Source organism: Streptomyces sp. NPDC086519 (assembly GCF_040686075.1).
Lineage (GTDB): Bacteria > Actinomycetota > Actinomycetes > Streptomycetales > Streptomycetaceae > Streptomyces > Streptomyces shenzhenensis.
Map to the genome: position 1 here is coordinate 1 of NZ_JBFBJL010000024.1, position 18,901 is coordinate 18,901.

General features: G+C 70.1%; 20 protein-coding genes. 8 read left to right on the plus strand and 12 right to left on the minus strand.

Features of this window, described 5'->3' with window-relative positions:
• Positions 1-185: 185 nt before the first annotated feature.
• The gene (locus AB0P24_RS23010; RefSeq protein ID WP_365796842.1) at positions 186-1,856 is read right to left on the minus strand and encodes a fumarate hydratase; all 1,671 of its coding nucleotides are present in this window, start codon (positions 1,854-1,856) and stop codon (positions 186-188) included.
• A 180-nt stretch (positions 1,857-2,036) separates the two neighbouring features.
• Here AB0P24_RS23010 and AB0P24_RS23015 point away from each other — a divergent pair, with 180 nt between their 5' ends.
• Both AB0P24_RS23015 and AB0P24_RS23020 read left to right on the plus strand, forming a co-directional pair.
• Entirely contained in the window at positions 2,037-2,738 is a 702-nt protein-coding gene (locus tag AB0P24_RS23015) for a DUF1707 domain-containing protein (RefSeq protein WP_365796844.1), read from the plus strand.
• A gap of 153 nt (positions 2,739-2,891) precedes the next feature.
• Positions 2,892-3,275 (plus strand): WhiB family transcriptional regulator, encoded by a 384-nt coding sequence (locus AB0P24_RS23020; RefSeq protein ID WP_089099070.1) that lies wholly within the window; start codon positions 2,892-2,894, stop codon positions 3,273-3,275.
• Between the two features lie 264 nt (positions 3,276-3,539).
• Here the strand turns inward: AB0P24_RS23020 and glpX are convergent, their stop codons facing one another.
• Positions 3,540-4,577 carry a class II fructose-bisphosphatase gene (gene glpX, locus AB0P24_RS23025; RefSeq protein WP_365796846.1) on the minus strand — a complete coding sequence of 346 codons (1,038 nt, stop codon included), beginning with the start codon at positions 4,575-4,577 and terminating at the stop codon, positions 3,540-3,542.
• Positions 4,578-4,704: 127 nt separating this feature from the next.
• Between glpX and AB0P24_RS23030 the strand changes: the two genes are divergently transcribed.
• Positions 4,705-5,229 carry a DUF4245 domain-containing protein gene (locus tag AB0P24_RS23030; protein WP_365796848.1) on the plus strand — a complete coding sequence of 175 codons (525 nt, stop codon included), beginning with the start codon at positions 4,705-4,707 and terminating at the stop codon, positions 5,227-5,229.
• Between the two features lie 102 nt (positions 5,230-5,331).
• On the opposite strand, the gene AB0P24_RS23035 is transcribed toward AB0P24_RS23030, so the two are convergent.
• The 3 genes from AB0P24_RS23035 to xseA form a co-directional block, all read right to left on the minus strand.
• Complete coding sequence (locus AB0P24_RS23035) at positions 5,332-5,922, minus strand: malonic semialdehyde reductase (protein WP_365796850.1); 591 nt, start codon at positions 5,920-5,922, stop codon at positions 5,332-5,334.
• A gap of 141 nt (positions 5,923-6,063) precedes the next feature.
• Positions 6,064-6,303, minus strand: coding sequence for an exodeoxyribonuclease VII small subunit (locus AB0P24_RS23040; protein WP_365796852.1), 240 nt, complete (start codon positions 6,301-6,303; stop codon positions 6,064-6,066).
• Positions 6,304-6,347: 44 nt separating this feature from the next.
• On the minus strand, positions 6,348-7,556 hold the full coding sequence (gene xseA, locus AB0P24_RS23045) for an exodeoxyribonuclease VII large subunit (protein ID WP_365796854.1): 1,209 nt from the start codon (positions 7,554-7,556) through the stop codon (positions 6,348-6,350).
• Positions 7,557-8,193: 637 nt separating this feature from the next.
• Here xseA and AB0P24_RS23050 point away from each other — a divergent pair.
• Together AB0P24_RS23050 and ppgK are read left to right on the plus strand one after the other, a co-directional pair.
• Positions 8,194-9,207, plus strand: a complete 1,014-nt coding sequence (locus AB0P24_RS23050; protein WP_365796856.1) for a 4-hydroxy-3-methylbut-2-enyl diphosphate reductase — start codon at positions 8,194-8,196, stop codon at positions 9,205-9,207.
• A gap of 76 nt (positions 9,208-9,283) precedes the next feature.
• Positions 9,284-10,033 (plus strand): polyphosphate--glucose phosphotransferase, encoded by a 750-nt coding sequence (gene ppgK, locus AB0P24_RS23055; protein ID WP_365796858.1) that lies wholly within the window; start codon positions 9,284-9,286, stop codon positions 10,031-10,033.
• 9 nt (positions 10,034-10,042) lie between these two features.
• Here ppgK and AB0P24_RS23060 read toward each other — a convergent pair whose 3' ends face one another.
• Positions 10,043-10,579 carry a DUF6542 domain-containing protein gene (locus tag AB0P24_RS23060; RefSeq protein ID WP_365796860.1) on the minus strand — a complete coding sequence of 179 codons (537 nt, stop codon included), beginning with the start codon at positions 10,577-10,579 and terminating at the stop codon, positions 10,043-10,045.
• A 195-nt stretch (positions 10,580-10,774) separates the two neighbouring features.
• Between AB0P24_RS23060 and ychF the strand changes: the two genes are divergently transcribed.
• Positions 10,775-11,863 (plus strand): redox-regulated ATPase YchF, encoded by a 1,089-nt coding sequence (ychF, locus tag AB0P24_RS23065; RefSeq protein ID WP_365796862.1) that lies wholly within the window; start codon positions 10,775-10,777, stop codon positions 11,861-11,863.
• Positions 11,864-11,971: 108 nt separating this feature from the next.
• Here the strand turns inward: ychF and AB0P24_RS23070 are convergent, their stop codons facing one another.
• The 6 genes from AB0P24_RS23070 to AB0P24_RS23095 all read right to left on the minus strand — a co-directional run bounded on the left by AB0P24_RS23070 (position 11,972) and on the right by AB0P24_RS23095 (position 16,780).
• A complete protein-coding gene (locus AB0P24_RS23070; protein WP_365796864.1) occupies positions 11,972-12,283 on the minus strand; it encodes a tyrosine-type recombinase/integrase in 312 nt (103 codons plus the stop codon).
• A gap of 198 nt (positions 12,284-12,481) precedes the next feature.
• A complete protein-coding gene (locus tag AB0P24_RS23075; protein ID WP_365796866.1) occupies positions 12,482-13,486 on the minus strand; it encodes a hypothetical protein in 1,005 nt (334 codons plus the stop codon).
• 283 nt (positions 13,487-13,769) lie between these two features.
• Positions 13,770-14,315, minus strand: a complete 546-nt coding sequence (locus AB0P24_RS23080; RefSeq protein ID WP_365796868.1) for an HAD domain-containing protein — start codon at positions 14,313-14,315, stop codon at positions 13,770-13,772.
• A gap of 31 nt (positions 14,316-14,346) precedes the next feature.
• Positions 14,347-15,039, minus strand: coding sequence for a class I SAM-dependent methyltransferase (locus AB0P24_RS23085; protein ID WP_365796870.1), 693 nt, complete (start codon positions 15,037-15,039; stop codon positions 14,347-14,349).
• A gap of 1 nt (position 15,040) precedes the next feature.
• The gene (locus AB0P24_RS23090) at positions 15,041-15,952 is read right to left on the minus strand and encodes an aminoglycoside phosphotransferase family protein (protein WP_365796872.1); all 912 of its coding nucleotides are present in this window, start codon (positions 15,950-15,952) and stop codon (positions 15,041-15,043) included.
• A gap of 78 nt (positions 15,953-16,030) precedes the next feature.
• Positions 16,031-16,780 carry a hypothetical protein gene (locus AB0P24_RS23095; RefSeq protein ID WP_365796874.1) on the minus strand — a complete coding sequence of 250 codons (750 nt, stop codon included), beginning with the start codon at positions 16,778-16,780 and terminating at the stop codon, positions 16,031-16,033.
• A 223-nt stretch (positions 16,781-17,003) separates the two neighbouring features.
• Between AB0P24_RS23095 and AB0P24_RS23100 the strand changes: the two genes are divergently transcribed.
• The gene (locus AB0P24_RS23100; RefSeq protein WP_365796876.1) at positions 17,004-18,359 is read left to right on the plus strand and encodes a tetratricopeptide repeat protein; all 1,356 of its coding nucleotides are present in this window, start codon (positions 17,004-17,006) and stop codon (positions 18,357-18,359) included.
• Between the two features lie 33 nt (positions 18,360-18,392).
• The gene (locus tag AB0P24_RS23105; protein ID WP_365796878.1) at positions 18,393-18,890 is read left to right on the plus strand and encodes an NUDIX domain-containing protein; all 498 of its coding nucleotides are present in this window, start codon (positions 18,393-18,395) and stop codon (positions 18,888-18,890) included.
• The last annotated feature ends 11 nt before the right edge of the window (positions 18,891-18,901 follow it).

An 18,901-nucleotide genomic window follows, 5' to 3' on the forward strand; every position in this document is an offset into this window, starting at 1 on the left:
GGGCCGGTCCGCACCCCCGCCCACCAGCCCGTCCGGCGTTTGAGGACGAGGCCGTTCAGGCCGATGCGGGGGTTCGGGGCGGCAGCCCCCGGAGCGGGCGGTCGAAGGGGGTGCACCCCCTGGAGGACGGGACGGGTAGGGGCGGCGGGGGCGAACACCCGTCCCCCGCCGCCCCGCGCGGCGCGCTACGCCAGCCCGGGACCCCGGACCGGGATCGTGGTGAACGTCGGAGCCGGGGCAGGGTCCTGGAAGAAGTCGTTGCCCTTGTCGTCGACGACGACGAACGCCGGGAAGTCCTCGACCTCGATCCTCCAGACGGCCTCCATGCCGAGCTCCTCGTACTCGACGACCTCCACCTTCTTGATGCAGTCCTGGGCGAGACGCGCGGCCGGACCGCCGATGGAGCCGAGGTAGAAGCCGCCGTGCGCCTCGCACGCGTCGGTGACCTGCCTGCTGCGGTTGCCCTTGGCCAGCATCACCTTGGACCCGCCCGCGGCCTGGAACTGCTCGACGTAGGAGTCCATGCGGCCGGCCGTGGTCGGCCCGAAGGAACCCGAGGCGTACCCCTCGGGGGTCTTCGCCGGACCGGCGTAGTACACCGGGTGGTCCTTCAGGTACTGCGGCATCTCCTCGCCCGCGTCCAGCCGCTCCTTGATCTTGGCGTGCGCGATGTCACGGGCCACGACCAGCGGCCCGGTGAGGGAGAGCCGGGTCTTGACCGGGTACTTGGTCAGCTCGGCGAGGATCGTGTCCATCGGCTGGTTCAGGTCGATCTTCACCACGTCCGAGGACTCGTCCAGGTGCTCGTCCGTGGTCTCCGGCAGGAACCGCGCCGGGTCCGTCTCCAGCTGCTCCAGGAAGACGCCCTCGGCGGTGATCTTCGCGACGGCCTGCCGGTCCGCGGAGCAGGACACGGCGATGGCGACGGGGCAGGAGGCGCCGTGCCGCGGCAGCCGCACCACGCGCACGTCGTGGCAGAAGTACTTGCCGCCGAACTGCGCGCCGATGCCGATCTTCTGCGTCAGCTCGAAGACCTTCTGCTCCAGGTCCTTGTCCCGGAACCCGTGTCCGAGCTCCGAGCCCTCGGCCGGGATCTCGTCCAGGTAGTGCGCGGAGGCGTACTTGGCGGTCTTCAGGGCGTACTCGGCACTCGTGCCGCCGACGACGATCGCCAGGTGGTACGGCGGGCAGGCGGCCGTGCCGAGCGAACGGATCTTCTCCTCCAGGAACTTCATCATGGAGGCCTCGTTGAGGACGGCCTTCGTCTCCTGGTACAGGAACGACTTGTTGGCCGAGCCGCCGCCCTTCGCCATGAAGAGGAACTTGTAGGCGCCGCCGTCGGCGGCGTAGAGCTCGATCTGGGCCGGCAGGTTCGACCCGGTGTTCTTCTCCTCCCACATGGTGAGCGGAGCCATCTGCGAGTAGCGCAGGTTGAGGTTCTTGTAGGCGTCGTAGATGCCGCGGGAGAGGGCCGCCTCGTCACCGCCCTCCGTGAGGACGTTCTGCCCGCGCTTGCCCATGACGATCGCCGTGCCGGTGTCCTGGCACATGGGCAGCACGCCGGCCGCCGCGATGTTCGCGTTCTTCAGCAGGTCGAGCGCGACGAACTTGTCGTTGTTCGACGCCTCGGGATCGTCGATGATGCGCCGCAGCTGGGCGAGGTGGGCGGGCCGCAGGTAGTGCTGGATGTCGTGGATCGCCTCCTCGGCCAGCTTGCGCAGCGCCTCCGGCTCCACCTTGAGGAACGTCCGCCCGTCCGGTCCCTCGACGGTGGACACACCCTCCGAGGTCACCAGCCGGTACGGGGTGGTGTCCTCGCCCTGGGGGAGCAGATCGGTGTACGCGAACTCAGGCATCTCAGCCCATTCCTCACTCTGACGGACGGCTGCCCGCCGACGCTGGCGGGCCTCACCAGCGTAGAACCTGCCACCGACACGGAACCTGTGAGGTAAGGCTCAGTTCGGGAACCGTACGGGTTTTCCACAGGTCGCGACGAAGGGTAGTCGCGATCTATCGCGTTTCGGTACTCTGCTGCCGTGGACCTTCAGAAGCAGACCCCTCAGGAGCACGCCGGAGCGCCGGTGGCCGAGCTGCGCGCCTCGGACGCCGACCGTGACCGCATCGCCGACATCCTGCGGGAGGCCCTCGCCGAGGGGCGCCTGACCGCCGACGAGCACGCCGAGCGCGTGGAGGGGGTGCTGAATGCCAAGACGGTGGGCGAGCTGGAGGTCTTCATACGGGACCTGCCCGCGGCCCACGCCCGCCCGGCCGGCCCGGCCTACACACCGGTGCCGCCCCGGCCGACGCCCGGCGCGATCCCCGTGGAGGCGGACAGCAACGTGGTGGCCGTCTTCAGCAGCGCCCGCCGCCGGGGCCGCTGGCGGGCCGGCCGCCGGCTGCACGCCTACGCGGTCTTCGGCTCCATCGAGCTCGACCTGACCGAGGCGATCTTCGAGTACCAGCAGGTCGTCATCAAGGCGGTCTCGGTCTTCGGCGACGTTCAGATCCGCGTCCCGGAGAACGTGTCGCTGCGCGGCACCGGCGGTGGCGTGCTGGGCAACTTCGAGGCGGACACACTGGATTCGGTCGACTCCGACGCCCCGGTCGTCTACGTCGACGGCTGGGCCGTCCTCGGCAACGTGGAGGCGCGGCCGAAGCGCGGAAAGCTCATCGAGGACATCCTGGACCGGGTTCAGGACAAGGTCGACAGGAAGTTGCGCAAACACCTGGACCGTTGACGCTTGCGAACCACTCCCGGCCCAGCTGCACCAGGGGTCGTGAACTGGCCGCCGTGGTACGGCTGTTGGGGACGCTGTGCATAGGCCCGCGCACAGCGGGTAGGCCTTGCTGCATCGTCTCTCGCTCGCGAAGCCGTCGTCAGGAGTAGACCCGTGCTGCAACCGCCGCATTCGTCCCTGCAGGTAGCTGCCGTTCCGGCCCAGCGGGTGCCAGTGCGGGACAGGGACCAAGACGCACCCTGGCACACCGAGGCGGTGTGCCGGCGCGACGAGGCAGGCCTGTTCTTCGCACCCTCCAAGGAACCCACCGCTGCCCGGCTGTCCCGGGAGGAGGCGGCCAAACGGGTCTGTGCCCGTTGTCCCGTGATGGTCGAGTGCCGCGAACACGCGCTGCTCCAGCCCGAACCCTACGGCGTCTGGGGCGGCCTCACCGCAGCGGAGCGCCGCGTGGTCCTGGCCCGCCGCAGGCGGCGCGACATGGAACTGAAGAAGGCGGCGAGGGCAGCGGCAGCGAACCGCATAGCCCAGGCAGGGTGACGAAAAGGCGCCCTCTCCGCACCGAGGGCGCCTTTCTGTTCGACCGGGGGCACCGTGCCCCTCGGAGGCGGGGGACCGCGCCGATGCACGCCTGCCGCCGCGCGAGCGCGACCGACGGCATCTCGCAGCGCCGCAGGTGCACCCCCAGGGGCGTGGGGCCGCAGTCGGTATGCGGCTTCCGCCGCGTGGGCGCGACCGGCCACGACGCATCCGCGGCCGCCGACGGCCCGCAGCCCCTGCGCCCCTGCTCCCGAGGCTCAGGCGTTACTTCGGCTTGTCGAAATCAACCGTGCTGTAGGCCCGCAGCTTGCGCAGCCGGTGCTCGGAGTCGATCCGCCGCACCGTCCCCGACTTCGACCGCATCACGATGGACTCGGTCAGCGCGGTCTCCGACCGGTACCGCACGCCCCGCAGCAGCTCGCCGTCCGTGATCCCGGTGGCGACGAAGAACACGTTCTCCCCGGTCACCAGGTCCTCGGTCGTCAGTACCCGGTCCAGGTCGTGCCCGGCGTCGACGGCTCGCTGCCGCTCCTCGTCGTCCTTGGGCCACAGCTTGCCCTGGATGGTCCCGCCCAGGCACTTCACCGCGCACGCCGAGATGATGCCCTCGGGCGTGCCGCCGATCCCGAGCAGCATGTCGACGCCCGTGCCCTCGCGCAGCGCGTAGATCGACCCGGCGACGTCACCGTCGGAGATCAGCTTGATGCGCGCGCCGGCCTCCCGGATCTCCTTGATGATCCCTTCGTGCCGAGGCCGGTCGAGGATGACGACGGTCACGTCCTCCGGGGTGGCCCGCTTCGCTTTGGCGACCCGGCGGATGTTCACGGAGACGGGCGCGTCGATGTCGACGAAGTCCGCCGCCTCCGGTCCCGTGACCAGCTTGTCCATGTAGAACACGGCGGATGGGTCGAACATCGCCCCGCGCTCGGCCGCGGCCAGCACGGCGATCGCGTTGGGCATGCCCTTGGCGGTGAGCGTCGTCCCGTCGATCGGGTCGACGGCGATGTCGACCTCGGGCCCGGTGCCGTCCCCGATGCGCTCTCCGTTGAAGAGCATCGGGGCCTCGTCCTTCTCGCCCTCGCCGATGACGACCACGCCGTTCATCGACACGGTGGAGACGAGGGTCCGCATGGCACGCACCGCGGCGCCGTCGGCGCCGTTCTTGTCGCCGCGGCCCACCCAGCGCCCCGCGGCCATCGCGGCGGCTTCGGTCACCCGGACGAGCTCCAGGGCGAGGTTACGGTCGGGGGCTTCGGAGGGAACATCGAGTTCGGACGGCAGATGATGATGATTCTCGGTCATCGGAGCGCACCTTTCTGATACGACGACGGCCGGATGAGGGTTTTCCCGTCGACTCTATCGCCAGGCTGACAAAATGAGCAGGGGACCCCACGGATGAGCACGAGGGGCACCTGCGACGATAGGGGACGTGGCAGGCACGAACGGCAAGCAGAAGACGGTCCGGGACATGATCCTCTCCCTGGCCCTGATCGGCCTCGCGGCGGGCTTCATCTACCTGCTCGTACCGCACGACGATCACGCTCCCGACATCCAGCGGGTCGACTACCGGGTCGAACTGCTGACGGCACGGCGCGCGGCGAGCTACCCGGTGGCCGCGCCGCAGGGCCTGCCCGGCACCTGGAAGGCCACCTCGGTCCGCTTCCAGGGCGAGAGCGGCGACCGCTGGCACCTCGGCTACCAGACCCCCGACGGTCAGTACGTCCAGGTCGAGCAGTCCACTCAGAAGCGCGCCGACTTCATCGACGACGCCACCCAGGGCGCGTCGGCCACGAAGACGACCGAGAAGATCGGCGACCGCACCTGGACGCACTACACCGGCGGCCGCTACGACGCGCTGGTGCTGGACGGCACCACCGGCTCCACCACGGTGGTGGCCGGCACGGCCTCCTTCACCGAGCTGGCGAAGATGGCGGCGGCACTGAAGACGTCCTGACCCGGGTGACCCGGGTGACCCGAGTGGCCCGGGTGTCACGACGCGCACGCGAGAGAGGCCCCCGGCGCGGCGCGGTCGCCAAGGGCCTCTGCGCGGGGTGGCTCAGACGGTCGTGACGACGTCGTCGTACGCCAGGCGCGGGGAGCGCGGGAACCAGGCTTCGGGACCCGGACGCCCGATGTTGACGACCATCAGCGGGGTGTGGTCGTCGTCCAGGAACTCCTTCTGGATGCCCGCGAAGTCGACGCCGGTCATCGGGCCGGCGGCGAGACCGGCGGCGCGGACGCCGATGATGAAGTACGCGGCCTGGAGGGCGGCGTTCAGGGAGGCGCTGCCCTCGCGCACCGCGCGGTCGCCGAAGACGGCGTCCTTGGCCTGTGGGAAGTGCGGGAACAGCTGCGGCAGCTCCTCGTGGAACTCGTTGTCCGCGGCGAGGATCGCGACCAGCGGGGCGGTGGCGGTCTTCTTCTGGTTGCCCTCCGCCATGTGCGGGACCAGGCGCTCGCGGGCCTCGGGGGAGCGGACCAGGACCACGCGCAGCGGCGACTGGTTCATGGAGGTCGGGCCGTACTTGACCAGGTCGTAGATGGCCTGCACCTGCTCGTCGGTCACCGGCTCGTCGGTGAAGGTGTTGGCGGTGCGGGCCTCGCGGAACAGCAGGTCCTGAGCGGTGGGGTCGAGAACGAGAGACATGGTTGATCTTCCTAGAGGTCGCATCCCGGTCGAATCCGGACCGCGGTCCGGATAGGCTGACGGCACGACCATACGACAGGAAAGATTCAAGCTTCAACAAAAACCCGACCGTGGTGACCCCCCTCACAGCGACCGCCCAGCTCAGTCCTCCTCTTCGCCCCCTTCCTCCTCTTCCTCCTCCTCGGCCAGCGCCGCGTCCAGCCGGGCCCGCGCCCCCTCCAGCCAGCGCCGGCACACCTTGGCCAGCTCCTCTCCCCGCTCCCAGAGCGCGAGGGACTCCTCCAGGCTCGTCCCGCCGGCCTCCAGGCGCCGCACGGTCTCGATCAGCTCGTCCCGCGCCTGCTCGTAGGAGAGCGCTTCCTCCGCCTTGCTGCTGCTCATACGCTTGCTGCCTCTCTCATCTCATCCGCCCGTAGGGCATGGCTCTAGCCGTCCACCCGCACCGTGAACTCCCCCTCCGCGACGCGCGCCCGCAGTGCCTCGCCCGGCTCGACCTCCGCGCCGTCGCGCACCACGTGACCGTCGCCCTTCTGCAGCACGGCGTAACCGCGCTGCAGCGTGGCGGCGGGGGAGAGAGCCACCACGCGCGCGTGCGTGTGCGTCAGCTCGGAGTCGGCGCGGTCGAGCAGATGCCCGAGGCAGCGCCGCGAACGATCGACCAGCGAGACGACGTGATCGGCCCTCTCGTCGACCATCCGGTGCGGATCCTCCATGGCCGGCCGCGCGAGCGCGTGCGCCAGTCCCCGCTCCTCCCGCGCCACCAGCGCCTCCACACACCGCCGCCCCCGGTCCCGCAGCATCCGCACCCGCTCCGCCTCTTCCCCCACATCGGGGACGACCTTCTTGGCGGCGTCGGTAGGAGTGGAGGCACGCAGGTCGGCGACGTAGTCGAGCAGCGGATTGTCGGGCTCGTGCCCGATCGCGGAGACGACCGGCGTACGGCACTCGGCGACCGCCCGCACCAGCTGCTCGTCGGAGAACGGCAGCAGATCCTCCACGCTGCCGCCGCCGCGCGCGACGATGATCACATCCACCTCCTCCATCGCGTCGAGCTCCTTCACGGCCTGCACCACCTGCGGCACCGCGTGCACGCCCTGCACCGGCACATTCCGCACCTCGAACCGCACCGCCGGCCACCGGTGCCGGGCGTTCTCCAGCACGTCCCGCTCGGCAGCCGAGGCCCGCCCGCACACCAGCCCGATCAACTGAGGCAGAAACGGCAACGGCTTCTTCCGCCCGGCCGCGAACAGCCCCTCCGCGGCCAGCGTCTTCTTGAGCATCTCCAGCCGCGCCAGCAGCTCCCCGACCCCGACCGGCCTTATCTCGGCCGCCCGCAAGGACAGCTGCCCACGCGGCGCGTACCACTCCGGCTTCGCGTGGACGACGACCCGCGCCCCCTCGCCGACCATGTCGGCCACGGCGTCGAACACCTGCCGATAACAGGTGACCCCGATCGAGATGTCGTACGACGGATCCCGCAACGTCAGAAACACCACCCCCGCCCCCGGCCGCCGCGAGAGCTGCGTGATCTGCCCCTCGACCCACACGGCCCCCAGCCGGTCGATCCACCCACCGATGAGCCGGGAAACCTCACCAACGGGCACGGGAACCTCAGCGGACGTGTTCAAAGCCATGCCGCGAGAGTAACGGCGCGGACCGACAGCCCCCCTCACCCCGCCCGGCGTCCGCCACCCCCACCACTCCGTCTGGCATCCCACCAGCCTGTCGGGCGTTCGAGGACGAGAGCCAGGTCCGCACCCCCACCTGGTCCTGCGCTTGAGGACGAAGGCCGGCCCGCACGCCGCACCAGCCCCTCTGGCGTTTGACGACGAAGCCGGTCGGCACCCCCACCACCAGCCCGTCGTCCGTTGACGACGAAGGCCGACCCTCACGCCCCCGGCCCGTCGGGCGTCCGAGGACGAAGGCAGGCCCGCACCCCCGCCCACCAGCTTGTCCGGCGTTCGAGGGCGAAGGCCGGTCCGCACCCCCGCCCACCAGCTTGTCCGGCGTTCGAGGGCGAAGGCAGGCCCGCACCCCCGCCCACCAGCCTGTCCGGCGTTTGAGGACGAGGCCGTTCAGGCCGATGCGGGGGTTCGGGGGCGGCAGCCCCCGGAGCGGGCGGTCGAAGGGGGGGCACCCCCTGGAGGACGGGACGGGTAGGGGCGGCGGGGGCGAACACCCCCGCGCGCGTGCCCGCCGCCCCCCGGTCTCCCCGGTCTCCCCGGGATCGTCACCCGGACACGATCTTCGCCCCCCGAACGCGGCCTTACGATGGGTGCCATGACCGCTTCGCCTGGCCGCCGTGTCCTGCTCGCCGCCCCCCGTGGCTACTGCGCGGGTGTGGACCGCGCCGTGATCGCCGTCGAGAAGGCCCTGGAACAGTACGGGGCCCCGATCTATGTCCGGCACGAGATCGTCCACAACAAGTACGTCGTGCAGACCCTGGAGAAGAAGGGCGCGATCTTCGTCGAGCGGACCGAGGAGGTCCCGCCGGGGAACATCGTGATGTTCTCCGCACACGGCGTCGCCCCCGTCGTCCACGAGGAGGCCGAGCGCGGCCGCCTCGCCACCATCGACGCCACCTGCCCGCTGGTCACCAAGGTCCACAAGGAAGCCGTCCGCTTCGCCAAGGAGGACTACGACATCCTCCTGATCGGCCACGAGGGCCACGAGGAGGTCATCGGCACCTCCGGCGAGGCCCCCGACCACATCCAGCTGGTCGACGGCCCGGCGGACGTGGCCAAGGTCGAGGTCCGCGACGAGTCCAAGGTCGTCTGGCTCTCCCAGACCACGCTGAGCGTCGACGAGACCATGGAGACCGTCGACGCGCTCAAGGAGAAGTTCCCCCAGCTCATCTCCCCGCCCAGCGACGACATCTGCTACGCCACGCAGAACCGTCAGCTCGCCGTGAAGCAGATGGGCGCCGAGGCCGAGCTGGTCATCGTGGTCGGCTCCCGCAACTCCTCCAACTCCAAGCGGCTGGTGGAGGTCGCCAAGCTGGCCGGCTCCCGGGACGCCCGCCTGGTCGACTTCGCCGCAGAGATCGACGAGGCGTGGCTGGAAGGCGTGACCACCGTCGGCGTCACCTCCGGCGCCTCCGTGCCCGAGGTGCTGGTCGAGCAGGTCCTGGAGTGGCTCGCCGAGCGCGGCTACGGCGACGTCGAGATCGTCAAGGCGGCCGAGGAGTCCATCACCTTCTCGCTCCCCAAGGAACTCCGCCGTGACCTGCGCGAAGAGGCGGCGACCCTGGTCGCCGAGCGCGGCGGCAGCGGCGCCGAGGCGTGAGCCGCCTCCGTACGGCTGTGTGACCGCGGGGTCGCCCGACGTCGTGACTGTCAGTCGTACGACGTAACGTGGAGCCATGCAGATCTTCGGTGTGGACATCGGTGGTTCCGGGATCAAGGGCGCTCCCGTGGACCTGGACAAGGGCGACCTGGCCCAGGAGCGGTGCAAGGTGCTCACCCCGCAACCGGCGACGCCCGACAGCGTCGCCGACGGGGTCAAGCAGGTCGTCGACCACTTCAGGTGGAGCGGCCCGGTCGGCCTCACCTTCCCCGGGGTGATCAGCGACGGCACCCACATCCGTACGGCGGCGAACGTCGACAGGAGCTGGATCGACACCGACGCGCGCAAGCTGTTCAGCGAGCGGCTCGGCGGACTCCCGGTGACCGTGGTCAACGACGCGGACGCGGCGGGCGTGGCCGAGATGGAGTTCGGCGCCGGCCGGTACCGCAAGGGTGTCGTCATCCTGCTCACCTTCGGCACCGGCATCGGCAGCGCCCTGTTCGTCGACGGCGAGCTGGTCCCCAACACCGAGCTGGGCCACCTGGAGCTGGACGGCCACGACGCCGAGAAGAAGGCCTCCAGCAAGGCCAAGGAGGACGGCGACCTGAGCTGGGAGCACTGGGCCCGCCGGGTCAACAAGTACCTGGCGCACGTCGAGATGCTCTTCACCCCGAGCCTGTTCATCATCGGCGGCGGGGTGAGCCGCAAGGCCGACAAGTTCCTGCCGTACATCGAGGGCGTCAAGGCCGAGATCGTCCCGGCCCAGCTGCAGAACAACGCGGGGATCGTGGGCGCGGCGATGCGCGCGGCGCACCACGTGCAATAACCGGCGAGGTCAGGCCCTGCGGCGCCGCCGGACCAGCCGCGTCCGGCGGACGATGACGATCACCCCGGCGATCAGCGTCCCGCCGTAGAGCCAGCCGGCCTGTGTGGACAGGGCTGTCACCAGGCCCATCACCACGCCCAGGAAACCGCCGCCACCGCCGTCGGCGACGGTCGGCAGGCCGACGGCGAAGGCGATGGGGACGACGACGGGGGCGGTCAGCAGATCGCCCCCGCGCACCCACAGCGCGGTCAGCGCGGACACCGGCAGGAACAGCACGCCGTACGCGGTCAGGGACGCCCCGAGGACCAGGTCGTCCAGGAAGCCGAGCAGGAACATCACGGCCATGCAGAAGAGGCCGCAGCCGAGCCCCGTGAGCCGTGGGTTCGGCAGCCGCGCGGGCCCCGCCGCGGGTGCCGGACGCGGCCTTCCCGGAGCGGGCCGGCGCTCGGCCGTCGCCGGCCGCCGTCTCGCCTGCGGCGGCAGTGGCCCGAGAGGGGCACCGCGGCTCGGGCCGTGCTGACGGGGTCGGGTCCTGCGTTGCTCCATCGGACCAACCTAGGTCGGTTTATGTGCCCGATCGTGGCCCAGACACGCCGAAACCAAGCCGAAGAACTGAGCTTGTCCACGTGTTCGACGCGGCAGCCGGCCGGTGGCCCGAACCCCGTAAACTGGTGGATCGGCCGGCCCGCCGGCTCGGGCAGCCCCTGGCCCGCTCACCCTCTCACTACGGGAAGTCGCAACGTGTCGCTCACGATCGGAATCGTCGGCCTGCCCAATGTCGGCAAGTCGACCCTGTTCAACGCCCTGACCAAGAACGACGTGCTGGCGGCCAACTACCCGTTCGCCACGATCGAGCCCAACGTGGGTGTCGTCGGCGTCCCCGACGGCCGCCTGGCCAAGCTGGCGTCGATCTTCAGGTCGGAGCGCATCCTCCCCGCGACGGTCGACTTCGTGGACATCGCGGGCATCGTGCGCGGCGCCTCCGAGGGTGAGGGCCTGGGCAACAAGTTCCTCGCGAACATCCGTGAGTCCGACGCGATCTGCCAGGTCATCCGCGCCTTCAAGGACGAGAACGTCGTGCACGTCGACGGCAAGGTCTCGCCGAAGGACGACATCGAGACGATCAACACCGAGCTGATCCTCGCCGACCTCCAGACCATCGAGAAGGTCCTGCCGCGCCTCCAGAAGGAGTCGCGCATCAAGAAGGACGTGGCCCCCAAGGTCAAGGCCGTCGAGGAGGCCAAGGAGATCCTGGAGAAGGGCGACACGCTGTTCGCCCACGGCATCGTCCAGGGCTCGGACCGCGCCGAACTCCTGCACGACCTGCACCTCCTCACCACCAAGCCGTTCCTCTACGTCTTCAACGTCGACGAGGACGAACTGCTCGACGAGGACTTCAAGACCGAGCAGCGCGCCCTGGTCGTCCCCGCCGAGGCGATCTTCCTCAACGCCAAGCTGGAGGCGGACCTCGCCGAACTCGACGAGGAGGACGCCCTGGAACTCCTGGAGTCGGTCGGCGCCGAGGAGCCCGGCCTCGCCACCCTCGCCCGCGTCGGCTTCAAGACCCTCGGACTCCAGACCTACCTCACGGCCGGCCCCAAGGAATCCCGCGCCTGGACCATCAGGAAGGGCGCCACGGCCCCCGAGGCGGCAGGCGTCATCCACACCGACTTCCAGAAGGGCTTCATCAAGGCCGAGGTCATCTCCTTCGACGACCTGGTCGCCACCGGCTCGGTGGCCGAGGCCCGCGCCAAGGGCAAGGCCCGCATGGAGGGCAAGGACTACGTGATGCAGGACGGGGACGTGGTGGAGTTCCGCTTCAACGTCTAATACGTATGGCGAAAGGCCGTCTGACCTGCGGCGGAGCGGGTTGGGCGGCCTTTGCGGTCCGCACGGAGTCCGCAGCGTGCTGGATGAGTCCGGCGCGCGGGGGAGCGGCTACGCCGCTTCGTCGACCTGCGGCTGTGCATCGGCGGACCGGTCCGTGTACGCCTTGTCGACGGCGGCCCGGGTCCGCTCCTCGGAGTCGGGCCACAGGTGGGTGTAGATGTTCAGCGTCATGGCCGCGTTGGTGTGGCCGAGGCGCTCGGAGACGGTCTTCACCGAATCGCCGTGCTTGATCAGCAGGCTGGCGTAGTGATGCCGCAGGGCATGAGGTCCGGTGCCCTTCGCTATGCCGGCCTTCGCGCAGGCGGGCCGCCAGGACCCGTCCATGAAGTGCGCTGTTCGTGGCCGCGCTGCTCGTGCCACTTGGCGGCGGCGCGGGCCAGATCAGCGGCGCATCGTCCATGTCCACCACGCCACACCCGTCGGCCACACCAGTGGCCGATCGATCCCGGCCAGAATCTCTACGAAGGGGCCGGTAACGCGGAGACCGACGCGCCCTCGTGCGACATGTTCTCCGAGGGAACAGCGAACGTGTTCCCTCAGGGAACGCCCGACTCGGTGTCAGGACCACGGGTCATCGCAGTCTTCGACGTCAGCTATGCCGGGGTGCAGCATTGCGCGCAGGCAACGGTGAAGGCCGCTGCCCCTGGCGGTCTCGACGGCGCGCATCCACGGCAACGGTGCCATCAACCGAGCTGTCTCGTCGGAAGCGAGGTTGTCCAGCATGGCGCGCAGTTCGTCCGGGACCGGCAGGTCGGTGAGGCACATCCACCCCAGCGCGGCGCTCACGCGTACCTCGGGCGGTCGTGCGGGGTCGGACCAGCGGGCCCGCATCCACACCACCGTCCCCTGGCCTTGGTGCGCCCGGGCCAGCTGCGCGATCGCCAGGACCAAGCCTGCGCGTGCGGCCGGGTTGTGCTCGGTGGGCAGGCGGGAGTGGAGCGCAGTGAGGATGTCCTGCGCGCGGCCAGATGCAGCCGCCAGGGCGTATGCGGTGGCGATGCGCACTGTGGGGGCGGGGTCGTCGAGCCGGGCCAGAAGAAGATCGGTGTCCGCGGCGATCGCTTCGCGGGCGGCCTGCACTGACCAGTTCTGCAGGTAGCCGGTGACCTCGAAGGACCATTCGTCATCGCTGCGGAACCGCAGCATGTCGGCACGCGTGCACACGCCCTGGTGCCGCATGCGCGCCACCTCGCCCACCACGGTCAGGGCCTCGGCATGGTGGCGGTCCTCCGGACCGGTACCGATTCGAATCAGGAAAGGCACTGTCGGCGCGGCCGCCGCCCTCATATCGCTGGCACACAGGCCGATCAGCGTGCCGAGCGCACCATCAACGGCGGCGGCGTCGCCCGAGCGCAACCGTTCCATGGCCTCCTGGACCCTGGCACCCTCCGGGAAGCGGTCCCATGGCACCTCCTCAAGCAGAAGCCCGTCCTTGGCTCCCGGACGGATACCCGCCACCACCGCGCGAACGTCGAGGGGACCCCCCACTTGGTCGAGCGGATCCCCGTCTACGAACGCCCGCACCACCGCCCGGTACGCCTGGTCGCTCTCCCACGAATTCACCCAGCAACCTCCACGACGGCTCCTACGGCCCGGCGGCGCGGTGCTGAAAGACGGAGCAGAATCATGCAACTGATCATGCCAGTCGGCACAGACAGCACGCCGTGGCCAGCCAGCCGGGATGTCCCGTTGAAGACGCTTCCGCAGGGTGCGGGCAACGATCACGTACAACCTTGGAACAAGCCTCGCTCAGCGCTTACATGAGCGTTGATCAGCATGTTCCGCCAGTCCCCAGGCTCCGTTACTCCTGCGCCCTCGCTGCTCGGGACAGCGAAGGCATCAGTCGTCAGGCGGGGCGGGCTGTGGGTAACTGCGAGGCCCACGTCGTGACCTCGGTCAGGTGCTCGGGCTGCAGCCCGAGGTGTGGGTCGGGCTGAACGAGGAGGGTCGCCGTTCCCTTGGCGGTGCGCTCCGCCGCCCAGGCGTGGTCGAGACCGGTGAAGTCGTCGTCGATCCAGACGGCGGGGGCGTCTGCCAGCCAGGCGTCGACGTGGTCGCGCTTCCAGAGGTAGCCGTTGGGGTGGCTGGTGGTGATCTGGGGGCGCGGCAGGTCGACGTACGGCAGCGGCGGAAGGCCCAGAAGGGGGCCGATGAGAGTAGTGGTGTCCTGCCGCCAACTGGTGCACCAGACGGGGGTGACCAGGCCGGTACGGATTACGTCCATGAGCAGGCGGCCGTGGTCGGGGTGGAGCCAGACGGTGACCGGGTTGTCGGCGCTTCGGTCGGTGGGGACGACGACGTGGCGGGCGTGGGTGGCCGGGGTCGAGCCGTCCGCGTCGGGGAAGGGTATGAAGACGCCGTCAATGTCGAGGAGCAGATAGGGCGGGCGCATCGGTCCTCCAGAGGCGGGGCGAAGGCGGCTGTCAGAGCTTGCGGGCGCGGATCAGCAGGGTGGTGGGCCAGTGGCCCATGCGGGGGTCGTGGAACTCCTGGGCCGAGGTGAGCAAGAAGCCCGCCCGGCTGAGGTGCTTCTCCCAGCGGTCGGTGGCGAACTCCCAGCGCGCGATGGGGAGCCGGGTGTGGTCGGGCAGGGTGACGAAGTCGCGGCGGGGCCGGTCGTCACTGGCGGGGCTTCGGCCGCCGCGCTGCGGGTGAGGGATGGAGAAGACGAGCACCCTGCCGGGAGTGAGGCGCTGGGCGATGGCCGGCAGCAGGAGCTCAGGGGCGACGAGCCCTACGGCGCCGAAGACGGAGTAGATCGCGTCGAACTGCTCGTCGGAGGCGTGCAAGTAGTGCAGGGCGTGCCCGGCGACGAAGGTGAGGTTGTTCAGCCGTCCGTAGTGGGAGCGGGCGCGGCGGACCTGGAGGCCGACCAGGTCGACGCCGGTGACGTGAGCGCCGTGGCGGGTGGCGAGGTGGGCGGCGTTGTGGCCGGGGCCGCAGCCGAGTTCCAGGAGTCGCTTGCCTCGCAGGTCGGAGCCGAGGATCTCGGCGCCGGGTCCTTGGCCGGGTCTCGTGGTCCATTCCATCCGGGCGGGTACGGATAGGGGTTCGGCGAGTCCGGCGGCGGTGCGCTGGAGGGCGTGGGTGTGCCATGGGGATTCCTGGGCGAGCACGTCAGATCTCCAGGAGGCGGAGGACGTCGGTGAGGTGGCGGCGGACGGCCTTGATGTAGGCGGGGTCGGTGGCCGGGTCGTCGATCCAGCGGATGGACTGCTCCATGAACCACTCGACGGCCCACATGCGGTGCCAGCCCAGGGCCCAGTTCTCGGCGGTGAGCCCGCCGCGCGGGGCAAGGGCGTCGGGGGTGCCGCCGGCGGTGACGTACTGCTCCAGGAAGATGCGCAGGCGCACGGGTTGCGGGGGCTCGATGGTGCCGTGCCAGCTGGCGAGGTCGAGCAGCCCGGGACCGGTGAAGGCGCGGGCGAAGTCGAGCAGCCGCCAGCCGCGCTCGCCGATGTGGAGGCTGGTGGGGTGGAACTCGGAGTGCACCCAGCCGAACGGTTCCAGCGTCGCTCCGGCCGAGCGGGCTTCGGCGGCCTTGGCGATCCGGTCGATCGCGTCCTCGACGTCGTCGGCGTCCTGCCACCGGTCGGCCTTGCGCAGCCGTTCGAGGTGTTCCAGCGCCCGGGCCGGAAGTGCGCGCAGGCGCTCCTGGCCGAGGACGGGCAGGGGCGGAGCCGTACGGGTGCCGTGCAGGACCACAGCCGCAGCGACACCGTCGAGGTCGTCGGCCTCGCGGACGGACGGTCCGAGGTCCTCCATGAGCATGCCGAGCCAGCCGTCCAGGACGGCGGAGGCGTGGACCTGGGGGACGGGTACGCCGAGGGTATGGGCCAGGCGGAGGGCCTGGTCCTCGCTGTCGAACGGCTTCTTGGCGTACTTGAAGATGGCCGTGGAGCCGTCGGGGAAGGTCACGCGCTCGACGCCGGACATGGACCACACGCGTACCTCCTCCCGTACGGCGGTGGTTTGGCCGGTCGCGGTGAGCAGGTTGTCGAGGAGTTCGGCGCTGGGGTTTGTGGTCACGGGAGGGCTCCGGGGGATGGTGGCTTCCGGGGCGGGCGAGGGATGCCGGCCCGCCCCGGAGCCTGATCGGATGGTGGGTTACGCGGCGGGGTTCACGTGGTGGGCGTAGACCTGCTCGATCCAGCCCGCCTTGAACGCGGCGAGGTCGTCGCGGAAGTTCGCCATCGAGGCACCGTAGGGCGCGACCACGCCGCCGGACTGGTCCGGCACGGACTGGCACCCGTGCACGAGCCGGCCACCGAGCGCCGTGTGGGCCTTGATGGACTCGATCCGGCGGTGCTCGTTGAACCAGCCGCCGTGGTAGACCTCGTCGAGCATCCCGCCCGTCTCGTCGTCCAGGTCGAAGACGACGGACGTGGCGGCAGGGAAGAACCAGCACGGGCCGACGTTGGAGATGTGCCCGTCCACCTCGACCTTGTTGAGCGCCATGAGCGTGGCCGCCTCGCGGAGCATCCGCAGATGATCGGCGGTGATCTGCGGCAGGCCGAGGCCGGCCAGGTGCTCGTCGCGGAAGAGATACGCGTACACCTCGTACGCGGTGGCCAGAACGCGGGCCGCATCGGAGGTGGACTCGCTGTGCTGCTTGATGAAGTCGAGCGCGAACTGCTCGACCGCGCTCTCGGTCGTCTCGTCCACCTCCAGGAGCTGGGCCTTGACCAGCTCCCAGTCGGCGACGAGCCACGTGCTCGACTCGAAGCGGAAGAAGTACTCGGCCGGGTCGATCGTGATGCGTCGGCCGTCGACCTGGATGCCGGGCAGCCGGCTCCAGCGCGGGTCGAACGCCTCGGGCAGCTCGACCGTGATGGCCGTGGTGTCGATGGTGGTCACCGTGTCTCCGTCTCTGATCGGCCAGGTTCGGGCACAGGAATGCCCGAGCCCGGTGTGGGCGTACGGAACTTCGGGGTGCCGCCCGGACCAAGGGGGAGCCTGGATCACGGTCGCGCCGTTCCGGGCGGCTGCTGATAAGTGAACCGGTGGTCACGCTCAGTGGGTACGGTGGAAGGCAGTTGAAGCGGTATACGCGGTTTACAGCTCCAGGGCGGAGGCGATCGTGGCGGCGCAGAGAGAACCCAACTCCCGTCTGCGCGACGCCATCGACGCGGTCGGCTGCACCTACGAGGCCCTCGCCCGAGACGTGCGGCGCATCGCCGCCGAGAACGGCGAGATCCTCCAGACCAACAAGTCGGCCATCTCGCACTGGGTGAACGGCACTCGTGCCCCGTCGGGCCGAGTAGGCCAGTACCTCGCCGAAGCGCTGTCCCGTCGAGCGGGGCGCACGATCACCCAGACCGAGATCGGCCTCCAGACCAGTGATGACGAAGAGTCGGCGGAATCCGACCCCGTCCTCGCCGTCACCGACCTGGGCCGGGCCGACGTCGAGCGCCGCCGCTTCCTCGCCATCGCGGCCTTCACCACCGCCGGCGTCGCCATGCCGCTCGGATACGACCACGAGGCCACCGCCCGCATGCTCCGCGCCCGCACCGGCACGTCCCTGGTCGGGGCGGAGGACGTGGACGTCGTACGTCAGATCACCGCGGCCTTCAGCGCCGCCGACGAACGCCTCGGCGGCGGGCACGGACTGACCACCGTCACCGCGTACCTCGCCGACACAGCGGCCCCCATGCTGCGCGGACGCTTCCCCAGCGATGCCTTACGCTGGGCCGCCTTCGGCGCCGTCGCCGAACTCGCCTACCTCGCAGGGTGGAAGCACCACGACCTCGGCCAGGAAGGCGCCGCCCAGCGCTACTACCAGGTCGGCTACAAGCTCGCCTGCGAAGCCGACCCCCACGGCCACGCCGCCTGGATGATGCGCGCCCTCGCCCACCAGGCCCTGAGCCTCAAGCAGCCCCACCACTGCGTCGACCTCGTCGAAGGCGCCCTACGCACAGGTCTCGGCCACGTCGACGGCCAGACCGAGGCCCTCCTCCACATCACCCACGCCCGCGCCTACGCGGCCACCGACGAGAACCCGTCGGCCGCACGCGCCCTCCTCGCCGCCGAGGACGCCCTCCTACGGGACGACGGCCCCCAGCCCAGCTACTCCCGCGTGAGCGGCCCGGCCGCTGGCACCGTGGCCAGCCACACCGCCCGCACCCTGACCGACCTCGCCGACCACATCGGCACCGAACAACAGCACCGCGACGCCCTCACCCGCTGGGACCCTGAAAAGTACAAGCGCGTCCACGCCCTCACCCACGCCGACCTCGGCGACAGCCTCGCCGCCCAGGCCCGTGCCGACGAAGCCGTCGCCGCCTGGACCCAAGCCCTGGTTCTCATGGAGGGCATGACCTCCGACCGCACCCGCAAGGCGATCACCTCGATCCGCTCCACCCTCGCGGTCTACCAGCGCCGCCGTGTCCCTGGCGCCGCCGATCTCGCCCGCCGCGCCCGCGAGGCTCTCGCCTAACATGCCCAACACCCGCCCGACGAAGGGAACACCGTGACCCAGCAGACCGAAGACCAGCCGAAGGCCCTCAAGCCGGCGCTCGAATCGATGACCCTGCTGGTCGCTGCGGTTATCGTCCACGACAAGGCCACCAACCGCGTCGTCCTCCTCCAGCGCAGCGAGAACGCCAAGTTCGCCCAGGGCATGTGGGACCTCCCCGTCGGCAAGAGCGAACCGGGCGAACCGATCACCGAGACGGCCGTCCGCGAGCTGTACGAGGAGACCGGCCTCACGGTGAAGCCCGAGTCCCTCAAGGTCGCCCACATCATCCACGGCGCCTGGGGCGTGGAGGCCCCCAACGGCTTCCTCACGGTCGTGTTCGCCGCCCACGAATGGACCGGCGAACCCGAAAACCGCGAACCCCGCAAGCACTCCCAGGTCTGCTGGGTTGATGCCAACTCCATCCCCGACGCCTTTGTCGACACGACTGCCAGTGCTCTCCATCAGTACCTGCGTGGCAGCTCTCAGGTGTCACTTAACGGGTGGCGTTAGTTGCGCGTCCT

Coding starts and splice junctions, on each gene's coding strand:
- AB0P24_RS23010 (WP_365796842.1), bottom strand. CDS start 1,856: ATGCCTGAGTTCGCGTACACCGATCTGCTCCCCCAGGGCGAGGACACC.
- glpX (WP_365796846.1), bottom strand. CDS start 4,577: ATGACCGAGAATCATCATCATCTGCCGTCCGAACTCGATGTTCCCTCC.
- AB0P24_RS23035 (WP_365796850.1), bottom strand. CDS start 5,922: ATGTCTCTCGTTCTCGACCCCACCGCTCAGGACCTGCTGTTCCGCGAG.
- AB0P24_RS23040 (WP_365796852.1), bottom strand. CDS start 6,303: ATGAGCAGCAGCAAGGCGGAGGAAGCGCTCTCCTACGAGCAGGCGCGG.
- xseA (WP_365796854.1), bottom strand. CDS start 7,556: ATGGCTTTGAACACGTCCGCTGAGGTTCCCGTGCCCGTTGGTGAGGTT.
- AB0P24_RS23050 (WP_365796856.1), top strand. CDS start 8,194: ATGGGTGCCATGACCGCTTCGCCTGGCCGCCGTGTCCTGCTCGCCGCC.
- ppgK (WP_365796858.1), top strand. CDS start 9,284: ATGCAGATCTTCGGTGTGGACATCGGTGGTTCCGGGATCAAGGGCGCT.
- AB0P24_RS23060 (WP_365796860.1), bottom strand. CDS start 10,579: ATGGAGCAACGCAGGACCCGACCCCGTCAGCACGGCCCGAGCCGCGGT.
- AB0P24_RS23080 (WP_365796868.1), bottom strand. CDS start 14,315: ATGCGCCCGCCCTATCTGCTCCTCGACATTGACGGCGTCTTCATACCC.